General features: G+C 58.8%; 11 protein-coding genes. 4 read left to right on the top strand and 7 right to left on the bottom strand.

Translation table 11 applies throughout. From position 1 onward, the window contains the following. Positions 1-7: 7 nt before the first annotated feature. Positions 8-1,798, bottom strand: a complete 1,791-nt coding sequence (locus tag H7C18_RS05200) for an L-fucose isomerase (RefSeq protein ID WP_185127962.1) — start codon at positions 1,796-1,798, stop codon at positions 8-10. A gap of 195 nt (positions 1,799-1,993) precedes the next feature. Between H7C18_RS05200 and H7C18_RS05205 the strand changes: the two genes are divergently transcribed. Then, complete coding sequence (locus tag H7C18_RS05205) at positions 1,994-3,007, top strand: LacI family DNA-binding transcriptional regulator (protein ID WP_185127963.1); 1,014 nt, start codon at positions 1,994-1,996, stop codon at positions 3,005-3,007. Here the strand turns inward: H7C18_RS05205 and H7C18_RS05210 are convergent. Further along, on the bottom strand, positions 2,991-3,881 hold the full coding sequence (locus H7C18_RS05210) for a LysR family transcriptional regulator (RefSeq protein WP_185127964.1): 891 nt from the start codon (positions 3,879-3,881) through the stop codon (positions 2,991-2,993). The two genes, H7C18_RS05205 and H7C18_RS05210, sit on opposite strands and share 17 nt — an antisense overlap. 114 nt (positions 3,882-3,995) lie before the next feature. Here H7C18_RS05210 and H7C18_RS05215 point away from each other — a divergent pair, with 114 nt between their 5' ends. After that, positions 3,996-5,381 carry an MFS transporter gene (locus tag H7C18_RS05215; RefSeq protein ID WP_185127965.1) on the top strand — a complete coding sequence of 462 codons (1,386 nt, stop codon included), beginning with the start codon at positions 3,996-3,998 and terminating at the stop codon, positions 5,379-5,381. A 44-nt stretch (positions 5,382-5,425) separates the two neighbouring features. On the opposite strand, the gene H7C18_RS05220 is transcribed toward H7C18_RS05215, so the two are convergent. The 3 genes from H7C18_RS05220 to H7C18_RS05230 form a co-directional block, all read right to left on the bottom strand. Further along, complete coding sequence (locus H7C18_RS05220) at positions 5,426-6,085, bottom strand: phosphatase PAP2 family protein (RefSeq protein ID WP_185127966.1); 660 nt, start codon at positions 6,083-6,085, stop codon at positions 5,426-5,428. Beyond that, positions 6,082-7,230 carry a metallophosphoesterase gene (locus H7C18_RS05225; RefSeq protein ID WP_185127967.1) on the bottom strand — a complete coding sequence of 383 codons (1,149 nt, stop codon included), beginning with the start codon at positions 7,228-7,230 and terminating at the stop codon, positions 6,082-6,084. The genes H7C18_RS05220 and H7C18_RS05225 overlap by 4 nt, the downstream gene beginning before the upstream one ends. 75 nt (positions 7,231-7,305) lie before the next feature. After that, positions 7,306-9,360, bottom strand: a complete 2,055-nt coding sequence (locus H7C18_RS05230; RefSeq protein ID WP_185127968.1) for a UvrD-helicase domain-containing protein — start codon at positions 9,358-9,360, stop codon at positions 7,306-7,308. A 108-nt stretch (positions 9,361-9,468) separates the two neighbouring features. On the opposite strand from H7C18_RS05230, the gene H7C18_RS05235 reads away from it, so the two are divergent. Further along, positions 9,469-9,894, top strand: coding sequence for a universal stress protein (locus tag H7C18_RS05235; RefSeq protein ID WP_185127969.1), 426 nt, complete (start codon positions 9,469-9,471; stop codon positions 9,892-9,894). A gap of 130 nt (positions 9,895-10,024) precedes the next feature. On the opposite strand, the gene H7C18_RS05240 is transcribed toward H7C18_RS05235, so the two are convergent. After that, positions 10,025-10,294, bottom strand: a complete 270-nt coding sequence (locus H7C18_RS05240) for a hypothetical protein (RefSeq protein WP_185127970.1) — start codon at positions 10,292-10,294, stop codon at positions 10,025-10,027. Positions 10,295-10,538: 244 nt separating this feature from the next. On the opposite strand from H7C18_RS05240, the gene H7C18_RS05245 reads away from it, so the two are divergent. Beyond that, complete coding sequence (locus H7C18_RS05245) at positions 10,539-11,024, top strand: C40 family peptidase (protein WP_185127971.1); 486 nt, start codon at positions 10,539-10,541, stop codon at positions 11,022-11,024. Positions 11,025-11,030: 6 nt separating this feature from the next. On the opposite strand, the gene H7C18_RS05250 is transcribed toward H7C18_RS05245, so the two are convergent. Continuing rightward, the gene (locus H7C18_RS05250; protein ID WP_185127972.1) at positions 11,031-12,170 is read right to left on the bottom strand and encodes a Ger(x)C family spore germination protein; all 1,140 of its coding nucleotides are present in this window, start codon (positions 12,168-12,170) and stop codon (positions 11,031-11,033) included. Position 12,171: the final 1 nt, after the last annotated feature.

The raw sequence follows: 12,171 nt of genomic DNA on the forward strand, positions 1-12,171 counted from the left end.
CCTCCCCTTATTTATACAGCGGTCCGAAGTTCTCGCAGGCGCGGAAGTCGGCGCTCTCCGGATGATCGGTGCCGAACAGGCCCCATGCGCGAGGGCGGAAAATGCGTTCTTCGGCTACGTTGTGCATGCTGACCGGAATGCGAAGCATCGCCGCCAGCGTAATCAGCTCGTGGCCGATATGGCCGTAGCTGATCGAGCCGTGGTTCGCGCCCCAGTTGTCCATGACGTCGTACACGGTGCGGAAAGCGCCCTTGCCGGTCAGAATCGGCGCGAACCAGGTCGTCGGCCACGTCGGATCCGTCCGCTTGTCGAGCTTGTCATGCACGTCGGCCGGGAGATCCACCGACCAGCCTTCGGCGATTTGCAGCACCGGTCCGATGCCCTTGACCATATTCAGCCGCGACATCGTCATCGGCATGCCGCCGCGCGTCAGGAAGTCGGACGAGAAGCCGCCCCCGCGGAAATATTCGACCGAGGCCGGACGCCAGGAAGTCGCGTCCAGGCACTTCTTCGCCTCGTCTTCGCCAATCTCCCAGAACGGCTTCATGGCCGGCTTGCCGTCCCTCGTCTGTTCGCCCGAGCCGTCCAGCGCAGCCGAGCCGGAGTTGATCAGGTGCAGCAGGCCGCAGGCCGCGTCGCCGGACAGCTTGTGGCCCGTCACGCGCTCCACCGAAGACGGGCTCCAGTATGTGCGAACGTCCGCGAAAATTTGCGCGGTATTCGTCAGCAGGTAGCCGAGCAGCATGACGACGCCGTTGAGGCTGTCGTTCTCGGTCGCGACCAGATATGGCGAGCGGATGCCGTTCCAATCGAAGGAAGAGTTCAGAATCGCTTCCAGGAAGTCTCCGTTCGGGAAGTGGTCGGTCCACTGGCGCTGGCCTTGGAAGCCGGACACGATCGCGTTGTGGCCCATTGCTTCTTCGCCGAAGCCGAGCTCGGCCAGACGCGGATTGCCGACCATCAGGTCGCGGGCGATGATCGCCATCTTGACGACAGTCTCCCAATCCTGATTCTTGCACTCGCGGGACTTCTGCAGCTGCGCCGGATTGTTGTCCGGTCCTTCGGCGCAGTTCGTCTTGACCCAAGCAAGCGCTTTCTCGAATTCCGCGGGATCGTAGATGCCTTCATCCATGCGGCGGACGAATTCCGACATATCGATGTACTCGTTGCGCATGCCGAGATATTCTTGGAAAAACGTATCGTTCACGATCGATCCGGCGATGCCCATCGAGACGGAGCCCATCGACAGATACGACTTGCCGCGCATATAGGCGACGGCGAGGCCGGCCTTGGCGAAACCGAGCAGTTTGCCCTTGACGTCTTCCGGCACGGACGTGTCGCCCGAGTCCTGAACGTCCTCGCCGTAGATGCCGAACGCCGGGAGGCCTTTCTGCGCGTAGGCGGACAGAACGGCGGCCAAGTAGACGGCGCCCGGACGTTCCGTGCCGTTGAAGCCCCACACGGCCTTCGGGATGGCCGGATCCATGTCCATCGTCTCCGTGCCGTAACACCAGCAAGGCGTCACCGTGATCGACACCCCGACGCCTTCCCTGCGGAACTTCTCCGCGGAGGCTGCCGCTTCGGCGACGCCGCCGATACACGAATCCGAGATGACGCACTGTACCGGCTCTCCGTTCGGATAGCGCAGGTTCTCGGACAGCAGCGCCGCCACCGCCTTCGCCATGTTCATCGTCTGGTCTTCCAGCGATTCGCGCACGCCTTTGCGGCGGCCGTCGATCGTCGGCCGAATGCCGATCTTGGGGAATCCCCCTTGCCAACGGTGTTGTTGATCTGCCATATTCATTCCTCCATTCGGATGGTTGATGTTACCGATAACTCTAAAGTAACAACGTTGCGTCTTGCTGTCAATGCTCGATTTCGGTAAGATAGGAACAGCGAGGCGGCGCATCGCGCCGTCGCGCGAAGGAAGCGGACTTTTTCCCGAAAATCGGCGGATCGGACTACGGGAATCGGTTCGGAAGGAGTCAAGCGGATGGTCACGATCTACGACATTGCGGCACGGGCGAACGTCTCGGCGATGACCGTGTCGAGAGTTATCAATAACACCGGCCGTATCAGCGAGAAGACGCGCGCCAAAGTCAAGCGCGTCATGGAAGAGCTGAACTATGTGCCGAACCAGATGGCCCGAAGCCTGGTGCTGCAGCAGACCCATCTGCTTTTTTTGCTGATTGCCGATATTACGAACCCGTTCTATACGACGCTGGCCCGGGGCGCCGAGGACGCCGCGCGCAAGCTGGGGTTCCGGCTGCTGTTCGGCAACAGCGACGAGAACGGGGACAAAGAACAAGAATATATGGACACCCTGCTCAAAATGCGGGTAGACGGCTTGCTGGTCGCCCCGGCGGGAGACGCTTCTCTCCCCCATCTGGAGACGCTGCGTAGGCATCAAGTGCCGTTCGTGCTGCTCGATCGCGAAGTGCCGGGCGTGGAGAGCGATATCGTGCTCGGCGACAGCAAGGAAGGCGCCCGCCAGCTCGTCCGGCACCTGTCGGAGAACGGGCATCGCCGCATCGCGATGATCAACGGCGCGTTGACCGTTTCTTCGGCCCGTCAGCGGTTCGAAGGCTACAAGGAAGCGCTGAAGCTGAACGACCTGCCCTACTCGGAGGAGTACGTGCTGGAGACGAGCTTCGGTCCCCGCGCCGATCTGTCGGAGATCGACCGCTGGCTCGGCCGCATGGATCCCCTGCCGACGGCGATCGTCGCCGGAAACAACGTGCTGGCGGTGGAAGTGATCCGCACGCTGAACGCGCGCGGTCTGCGGGTGCCGGAAGACATCTCGCTCGTCTGCTTCGACGACCTGGCCTCCTATGCCGAGATCGATCCGTTCGTGACGGTCATCTCGCAGCAGGCGTATCAGTTCGGCTATCTCGGCATGCAGATGTTGATCGACCGGATCCGGAATCCGGAGGAAGCGGGACCGTGGAAGAAGATCGTTCTCCCTTCCGAGCTGATCGTCCGCCGGTCCGTCAAAGCGGTTCGGTAGCGGACAGCCTTTTAAAATAATCCGCAACGACCTCGCGGAATTCCAGAGCGGCCCGTGAAAGGTACCGGTTCTTGTTCCGCAATAAAGCGATCTCCCGTACCAATGCGTGATTCTCTACTTCGAGATAATGAACTGGCTCTTGCGGGATTCTCGCCGTGCTTGGGATGAAGGCGATCCCGATCTCGGCTTCGACAAGAGCGCTTAGCCGCGCAGGCTCGTCCCCCTCATAAACGTACTTGGGCTCGAAACCGGCCTCCTGGCAAAACGAGTCCAAAAAATCGCGGGCGCCGTAGCCTTTCTTGACGCCGACAAAGGTTTCGTCTCTTAGTTCCGCGAAGGTTACGCTGCTGCGGCCGGCCAGCCGGTGCCCTTTGGGAACCGCTACGAGGATGGGGTCGACGAACACGACTTGACATTCGATGTCATCCTCTTCAACAGGGGGCGAAGACAAGCCGAAATCGACTTCTCCCCGATGAAGAAGCGCAACCATCTTCTGCATGCTCACCATTTGCACATGAAATTGGATATGCGGCCGCTTTTTCCGAAACTCCCGAAGGATATTCGGCAAAGAACTCGCAGTGGTCACCGCCAATTCCAGAGTGCCGTGTTCCGGACCGGACAAATCGCTAAGTTCCTGCCTTCCCTGTTCCAACTCGAACAAAGCTCGTTCCGCTCGGCGAAGGAACTTGCTTCCGAACCCGTTCAAACGAAGCTTCCTTCCAGCCCGGTCGAACAGCGGAACCCCTAGATCCTCCTCCAGGCGCTGAATCGTTTTGCTCAGTGACGATTGGGTGACGTGCAGGCTTCGAGCAGCCTCGGTCACATGCTCCAACCGGGCTACCGCGAGAAAATATTGCAGCTGAAGCAGCTCCATGCCGACCCTCCCTTATTCCTTTCAATCCATAAAATCATAGCACAAAATGCGTTGGAGTAAATGCAAGGTTTCCGGTAAGCTGATCTCATCACGCTTATGGGGGAACTTAAAAAAATGAATGCTCGCGGCACAGGATTGATGATATCCGTTGGACTGGGGATCTTGTTGAACCCCTTGAATTCTTCGATGATTTCCGTTGCGATCGCAAGGCTGCAGCAGGTGTACGGCCTGAACTATTCCGCCGTTTCCTGGATCATCTTTTCGTTCTATATTGCGAGCGCGGTCGCTCAACCTGTCGTAGGCAAGGCGAGCGACTTGATCGGCCGCAGACGGATCTTCCTTACCGGTCTTGTCGTTTCCTTCGCCGCCTCGCTGCTTGCTCCCTTGTCGCCGAATTTCGGATGGCTGATCGTAGCCCGCGTCGTGCAATCGATCGGAACCAGCATGATGGTTGCGGTCGGAATGGCTCTTGTGCGGATTCATATGACGGAGAAGCAAGGGTCCGCGCTGTCCGTCTTGTCGATTTTCATCTCCGGCGCCGCGGCCATCGGCCCGTTCGTAGGCGGGGTTCTGCTTCAGTGGTGGGATTGGCAGGCGATCTTTATCGTCAATCTTCCTTTCGTTGCGGCGAGCTTTCTGCTGGCATGGAGGATGATTCCCGCAGACGATCCGGCAGAGTCCGCTGCACGCGGCAAGATGTCCTGGCGAAAAGGGTTGGAATGGATGGACGCGACAGGAGTGCTTCTCTTCACGATCGGTCTGGTTGCGCTTCTCGTCGCAGTGCTGTCGACCCAGTCATCCGGGCAGCTCTCCATCCGAAATCTGGCGACCGGCTTGCTCGGACTCGCAGCGCTGGGGTTATTCATAAGTCATGAGTTCAAAACGGCGTCGCCCTTCATTCCTTTGCGCACCTTTGCGCGTTATCCCGCCCTGACTTGGGTCAACGTTCAATTCGTCCTCGTGAACTTGCTTTTTTACGCGCTTTTTTTCGGGCTTCCGTCCTATTTGCAAACGGTGCGCCATGTCGGCGAATTTCATACGGGAATTCTCATGCTGACTTTAGGCCTCTGCTCGCTCGCCGCTTCGCCGATCGCGGGACGGTGGATCGATCGCTCGGGGCCGAAGCCGGCCTTGGTGCTCTCCGCTATCTTGATGACATTGGGTTCCTTATGGCTCGCGACTTTGAATTCGACCTCGCCGGTCGTCAGCGTAAGTCTGGCGCTGGCTGCTTTCGGCATTAGCAACGGGCTGAACACGGTCGGCATGCAGGCGGCTTTGTTCCAAAATTCTCCGAAGGAAATAGCGGGCGTCGCTTCCGGACTGTTCAATACATCGAGATATTTGGGCACTATGCTGTCTTCCTTGTTGACGAGCGTCGTTATGGCGGGGCAGTTCAGCGCCGGAGGGTTTCGGCGGCTCGGAATAATTCTCACGGTCCTTGCAGCGGTATTGATCTGGATGAATCTGCGGCTTCGGAAGGACAGACAACGGAACAAGTAGCGAAAAAACGGCATCGTTCCTAATCGGGAACAATGCCGTTTTTGTCAGGCCGCGCTGGATATGGAACGGGTTCTTCTCGCCTGAAGCGATCGGAACGTGCCGATCGTGGCGGCCAGCCAGCAGCCGCTGAGCAGATAGCCGCCGATGACGTCGCTCGGGTAATGAACGCCAAGGTAGATGCGGCTGGCTCCGATCGCGAGAATATAGACGGCGGCGACGGCCGCGATCAGCGCTTTCCCCCATCCGTTTCTCACGTGCCGCCACAGCAGGTATACCGTAATTCCGTACAAGCTGAGCGCCGCCATCGCATGGCCGCTCGGGAAGCTGTAGCCGGCTTCCTCTGCGATTCGGTGCAGCGAAGGGCGCTCTCGGCCGACCGCGTTTTTGACCGCCGTATTAAGCAAAGTCGAGCCGCCGAGCGCCATTACCACCATCAGCAGCTCCCATCGGCGGCGCAGCGCGAAAAAGAGAAAAGCCATGACCAGAAGCGCGGCTCCCACTACCGGCTTGGTTCTGCCCGAAGCGGAGAGAGCTTCCGCGAGCCGGGTCATGCCCGGCGATTCCATCCCCTGCCAGAAGCGGATCTGCCGCAGATCGAAGGAATAAATCCGATGCGTGTCGATCAGCAAGGCGAACGCTCCGAAAGCAAGGAGACAGATGAAGCTGATCAGCCACGCGCGGCGCGGGCCGGTCGATTTGTTCAATGTGTATCCCCCTCGAAACGAACCGTGATTTGAATGATCTCGGAACGGCTGGCGAGCCGGATCGGCGGCCCCCACGTGCCGTAGCCCGAAGAGACGAAAGCGTGCATCTGCTTCTTGCGCAAATAACCCCAGTCAAGCTCGAACATCCGGCGCGTAATCCAATGGTTCGGCGCCATCTGCCCCCGATGAGTGTGGCCGGAGACGAGAATGTCGACGCCGGCGGCCGCGGCCAGGTCGTACCGGGTCGGTTGATGATCCATCACGATGATCGGCAGCCAGTCGTCGAAGGAAGAGACGAGTTCCGCGATCGGCAGCCGGCCTTGCGGTTCCATCGATTCGGCCGTTTTGTCCTTGCGCCCCGCGATCTGGATCGCCCCTCCGACCGTGACGGTCTCGTCCTGAAGGACGGGGATGCCGATCTGCCGCATCTTCTCGACGTATTCGGGAATGTGGCCGCCGTAATATTCATGGTTGCCCAGCACCGCGAATACGCCGTATTTGGCTTGCAGCCGGGCCAGTCGGCTGCTCATGTCGCGGCGCAGAAAAGGCTCGACGGTGTCGTCGATAACGTCGCCCGCCAGCAGCACGACGTCCGGCTTCCAATCGTTCACGAGCGGCAGCAGGCGGTCCAGATGGCGGTTGCCGACGACATTGCCCAGATGGATGTCGGAGACGACCGTAATCTTTAGCTGCTTCAGGTTCCCGGCCTTCTTGTCGACTTGAATGTCGTAATGGCGCACGATAGGGCTCCAGGCGTTGCGGGATCCCCAGACCATGAGCGCAACGAGCAGCGCGAGAACGGCGAAGCCTTCCACGATCGCGAAAGTGCGGGAGAACGCTCCCGCCAGCCGGGCGATGCCGGCAACGAGATCCGCCGCAACCAGCAGAATCAGTCCGAATTCGATCACGGCGAAATAATAGGAGCCGATCACCTTGAACAGACGGAACAGGGATCTTGGACGAACCGGGATGCGGCCCAGCAAATACGAGAACGCGATCAGATAGAGTATAATCCAATAGAGCGCGGGCGGCACGTCCGCTCCCAGCAGATGCAGGAAATAAGTCCCGTGCCAACCGAGATAGAAGCTGACGACGGCGAAAATCAGGAGAACGGGCAGCAGAAAAAAGACGATTCGTCTCAACATCCGGTCGCAGCACCTCATCTACGATTCATGATGGAAAATATTATAGCACATTCGGCCCGAGGCCGAACGTCCCGGTTAATTCTCGATCAACCGGGTCGGCGACGACCGATACAGCAGCTTGAGCCGGTGAAGCGCGCGCGTGCAGCCGACATAGAGCAGCTTGGCGTCCCGAGGACCGTAGGCCGAATCGTCCGCGTCCGCCAGCAGCACCGCGTCGAACTCCAGCCCCTTGGCCAGATAGACCGGGACGATCGTCAGCCCGCCTTCGTACGCCTGCTGATCCGCGCTCAGCAGCGCGCTCTCGATTCCCCGCTCGCGCAGGCCGGCGTGCAGCTCCCGGCACGTCTGCGCCGTCCGGCACAGCACCGCGATCGTTCCGAGCTCCGTCCGCTCCCGCCAGGCCCGAAGCGTTCGCGCCGCGGCGTCCGCGAGATTGCCGTCGCCGATCGCCTCCGTCTCGACCGGATCGCCGCTTCGGAACACCGGGACGGCCGGCTTGACTCCGCCATCCATCCCCTTCAGAATCCGGTTGGCGAATTCAATGATCTCCATCGTCGAGCGGTAGCTGCGGTCAAGCTCGTAATAGGCAGTCTCTTCCGGCGCGAACAGTTCGGTCAGCTCGGACCAGCGCCTGATGCCGGCGTAGTCGTGGATGCCCTGCTGCAGGTCGCCGAGCACGGTCATCGATGCCCTACGCTGCACGCGCCTCAATACCGCGAGCTGCAGCGGGGAATAGTCCTGCGCTTCGTCGATGACGATGTGGTCGTACGGCTTCTCTTCCGTCCCGAAGAGCCGGAGCTGCACCAGCGCGAGCACGGCCAGGTCTTCCGGGTCCACCTCGGCCGGCTTGCGCTTGCCGCCGCCCTTGGGCAATGCGAATTGGCTCGGGAACGCGGCCGCATACCACTGCACCGCGCTCGGAGCCGGAAGCTTCGCCGCGTATGCCTTCCATTGGGCCGTCGCTTTGGACTTGACCGTCTTGTCGCTCCAGCGGACGCGCCCGATCTGGATCTCCATCCACCGCTTCAGCCGGTTCAGCAGCCGCTCCCGCCGTTTCAGAACCGGCTCGTCCGCGGGTTCCTCGCGGAACCAGCCGCGGATGTGGGCGGCTTCCAGCCGAAGCCCGGGTTCCGGGCTGAACGGGAGATCGGGGATCAACTCCTCTTCCCATCGGTCAAGCGCCTCCTCCAGGCGGTTCAGGAACGAGAGGCTCCCTTTGCGCCGGCCCGGCGCCTCGTCCTTCTCCCGATCCGTCACCGGGCGTTCGAACCAGCGCTCCAGCGTGTCCGTACCGGGTTTGAGCGCGACGCCGCCGCCCAGCAGCTCCATCGCCCAGTCCGCGAACGTCGTCTGGCGAATGTCGCCGACTCCCAACTCGGGCAGCACCCCGGATATGTAGCCCAGGAACATCCGGTTCGGAGCAAGAATCATCATCCGGTCCGCCCGTACTTTGTCCTGGTAGCGGTAGAGAAGGTATGCCAGCCGATGGAGCGCGACCGTCGTTTTGCCGCTTCCGGCGACCCCCTGGATGAACAACGCCCTGTTCTTCTCCGTCCGGATGATCGCGTCCTGCTCGCTCTGGATCGTCGATACGATGTCCCGAAGCTTGTTGTCCTTGCTCTCGCCCAACCGGTGAAGCAGGAACTCGTCCGTGACCGCGCCGGTATCCTCCTGTCCTTCCGTATAGCTGTCGATGACCCGCTGCAGCTGCCCTTGGCGGATAAGCAAATTGCGCTTCAGCGCGATCGTGCCTTCCACCGTGCCGTCCGGCGATTCGTACGACACGTTCGGATCTCCTCCGGCGAATGAATAGAACAAGCTGGATACCGGCGCACGCCAGTCGACGACGAGCGGATGCCGGCCCGCTTCCTCGCCGACGCCGGCTTTGCCGATATAGAGCGGCACGTTCGCGGCCGCGCCTTTCTCCCGGAAATCGAGCCTGCCGAAGTAAGGCTCCTTGGCGGCCGTCTCCAGCCGGCGCTTGCGCTCCTGGCGCAGCTCGTCCAGCGTTTGCTCGGTGAAGTCGTTGCCGACATACCGGGGGCCGATGCCCGCAAGCTGCGAGCGGATCTCCGCGTTCACCCGCTCCAAGTACCGTTCTTCCTCCAGAAACTTCAGATCCTGCGACACGTCGTTTCCTCCTTGTTTCTAAACCTTATTTCAAAAAGGGGCAAAATGGTTATATAATGGTTACGATACTTCTCAACTTCAACCGAATCCAGAAAGAGGTGCTTTCCCATGTACTCCAAACTGCTTGTCGCATTCGACGGCTCCAATCTGGCCAACAAAGCGCTCCGCCACGCCGTGGAGCTGGCCGGCCGCTACGATGCCAAGCTCGTCGTCATTCACGTTTACGAAGTGCCGATTCTGAATTCGGGGGATATGCTCATCGCGGCGCCGGAGGAGTGGAGCCGGCAGTACGCCGATCATTCGGTCAAAGTGCTCGATTCGGCGAAGAGTCAAGTTCCGTCCGAGCGCGGAGCCGAGTTTAAGCTGCTCCAGGGCAATCCGGCGCAAACCATCCTGGAGACTGCGGCGGACTGGGGTGCCGATCTGATCGTCATGGGCAGCCGCGGACTCGGCGGCATTCGCGAATTCGTGCTCGGCAGCGTCAGCCATAATGTCGTGCAGCATTCGAAAGTTCCGGTGCTGGTCGTAAAATAACCCCGCAAACGATAGGGATCAATGAAGCGCGTCTTGCGCGCGCCGAACGCAAAAGGTTGGACGGAAGCGAGCATCCGCCCAACCTTTTTTTTGCGCTTGGCTTCAGCCTTCCCCCAAGCGACCCTCATCCCTATTCTTCGCGCCACGCCGCTTCCGCCGCGTCGATCAAGCTTCCGAACAGCTCATCGTCCGTTTCCAGCGCGTCTTCCACCGCTTCGATCTCTTCCTCGCTGCCCGATTCGTTCAGGAAGAACAGGGAATGGCTCCATTCCGAGCCCTTATCGCTCTGTAGGGTCGCCTCGTAGGGCTGCTTGTGCCCTTCCGCCTCGAACTGCACGTGAGCCACATAGCCGTTCACTTCGTCATAGCTCGTTCTTGCTCCCAGAATGCGAAGCTTCATCCGCTCGAATCCGTCCTTTCCGTCGATCGATTTCCTTTATCATACCAAATCCCCGGACAAGCTTACAGTCCTCCGCTTATTTTGCATTCTTCTCAAAAAGGTTGCAATTCTTAAGAAATTCTCATCTTCTTTTCATCTAGCTTTAAGATTAGCGGCGCGGCAAGCGTTTTCTTCTAATAGGAAATTATTATCTATTTTAAACGTGATATAGTAGTTTTACATCATAGATTCCAGGAGGGACCGCATGAAACTCAACACCAAGCTCTTCAAAATTGTAGCCGCCGCTTCGATCGCTTTCACCGTCTTGTTCGGAGGCATTGCGGAATTCACGCCAGCCCACGCAAGCGCCGCGACCGTTTCGGCCTCCAGCAAAGCCAGCAAAATCATCGCTAAAGCTAAAACCTATATGGGGCGCCCCTATAAATTCGGAGCGAAGACCGGCAACACCTCTTCGTTCGACTGTTCTTCGTTTACCCAATATTTGTACAGGCTGTACGGAGTTTCGCTGCCTCGCACTTCTAAAGCTCAATCCAAAGCGGGACGTTATGTATCCAAGTCCAATCTGAAGCCGGGAGATCTTGTATTCTTCTATTCTCCGGTCCACCACGTCGCCATTTATATCGGCAACGGCAAGATCATTCATACGTACGGCAAGCCGGGCGTCACGATCAGCAGCATCAATTCGGGCTGGTGGAAGACTCACTACGCGACGGCAAGACGGGTTCTGTAAGCAGCTTCAATATAATTTGGACTTCAATTTTCCGGTCGTGATCAAATGGACGGTGACGGAAGCTCGCACAGGCAGCTTCTCGATCGCCGTCTTTTCTTTTTGCATCCTTTTCCAGTCGGCCAAGCGGAAGCGATACAACGTCTCTTCAAGACCGAACAGATCCGCTCCGCGCGAACGGGCGATTTCACGAGTCGTCTCGATTTCGCTGCGGATTTCTTCTGCCGCCAATTTCTCAAGCTCCCGGTTCGAGGCGGAATCGATCAATTCCCGGACCGAAAACTGAACCGACAAACGCAAATCGAAGGCTCCGCCTCCTTGCCGTATGTACCGAACACGGCCTTTCGCCTTCTGGACGACGGCGGTTCCGATCGTCTGTCCGTCTCTGCGAATCGGGAACGTATAATCTTTTATCGCGCCTTGAAACCATCTGGCGCCGCTTAGCTCCTCCTCGCTGAATTTGCCGATGTAACGCTTGCCTTCAATCACGAATGCACCGTTAAAATAGGGCAGCTTGATCTGGCGCGAAGAGCTCATCCAATGGGGAGTGCCGATGTCCAAATTCGGGATGAACGCAGTTCCGGTACCCTTCGTGAACGTTCGGACCATTTTCTGCAAATCCCAATGGTTGTGAAAAGCTTTGCTGTATTTATTCGAATTCGGTTGGTAGATATCGGTGTTAAGCGGCGATTTGCTTACAAGTTCGCTCACCTGGAACAAATCCGGAATTTCGCTTGACGTTCCCATCAGGTTAACCGTATAACGCACGGCACGGCTCCGATTGAGGCTGTCCAGCACGTCCTGCATGCGGGGCGCGGCCGACTCCGATACGATTAATGTCATTAAATGATCGACATTCGGCTCCATCTGCATCGTGCGAAACAATTCGTCGAGCGCCAAGTTCGGCGTCGGACCTTCCGCATGTCCGACGAACGATACCGTTTTCCCATCTGTCCCGTTCTCCTTCTTGGCTGCCGCGGATACGTCGACAATGTGAGCGAACGCTTCGAACTGTTTGGAATCGGTTTTGTAATCGATGCCGAGCGCCGTAATGTAATGAAGATCCTGCAGGGTCACCTCGTCCCAACAAGAAGTCAGAAGCAAGCAGCAAGGCAGAAGCAGCGCGATTCGCAAAAAATTTTTCCGCATA

Origin of the sequence: Cohnella zeiphila, from assembly GCF_014212055.1 — a bacterium.
GTDB classification, from domain to species: Bacteria; Bacillota; Bacilli; order Paenibacillales; family Paenibacillaceae; genus Cohnella; species Cohnella zeiphila.

Excerpts from the sequence above, each read along its gene's own strand:
- H7C18_RS05200 (WP_185127962.1), bottom strand. The coding sequence starts at position 1,798 with ATGGCAGATCAACAACACCGTTGGCAAGGGGGATTCCCCAAGATCGGC.
- H7C18_RS05205 (WP_185127963.1), top strand. The coding sequence starts at position 1,994 with ATGGTCACGATCTACGACATTGCGGCACGGGCGAACGTCTCGGCGATG.
- H7C18_RS05210 (WP_185127964.1), bottom strand. The coding sequence starts at position 3,881 with ATGGAGCTGCTTCAGCTGCAATATTTTCTCGCGGTAGCCCGGTTGGAG.
- H7C18_RS05215 (WP_185127965.1), top strand. The coding sequence starts at position 3,996 with ATGAATGCTCGCGGCACAGGATTGATGATATCCGTTGGACTGGGGATC.
- H7C18_RS05225 (WP_185127967.1), bottom strand. The coding sequence starts at position 7,230 with ATGTTGAGACGAATCGTCTTTTTTCTGCTGCCCGTTCTCCTGATTTTC.
- H7C18_RS05235 (WP_185127969.1), top strand. The coding sequence starts at position 9,469 with ATGTACTCCAAACTGCTTGTCGCATTCGACGGCTCCAATCTGGCCAAC.
- H7C18_RS05240 (WP_185127970.1), bottom strand. The coding sequence starts at position 10,294 with ATGAAGCTTCGCATTCTGGGAGCAAGAACGAGCTATGACGAAGTGAAC.
- H7C18_RS05245 (WP_185127971.1), top strand. The coding sequence starts at position 10,539 with ATGAAACTCAACACCAAGCTCTTCAAAATTGTAGCCGCCGCTTCGATC.
- H7C18_RS05250 (WP_185127972.1), bottom strand. The coding sequence starts at position 12,170 with ATGCGGAAAAATTTTTTGCGAATCGCGCTGCTTCTGCCTTGCTGCTTG.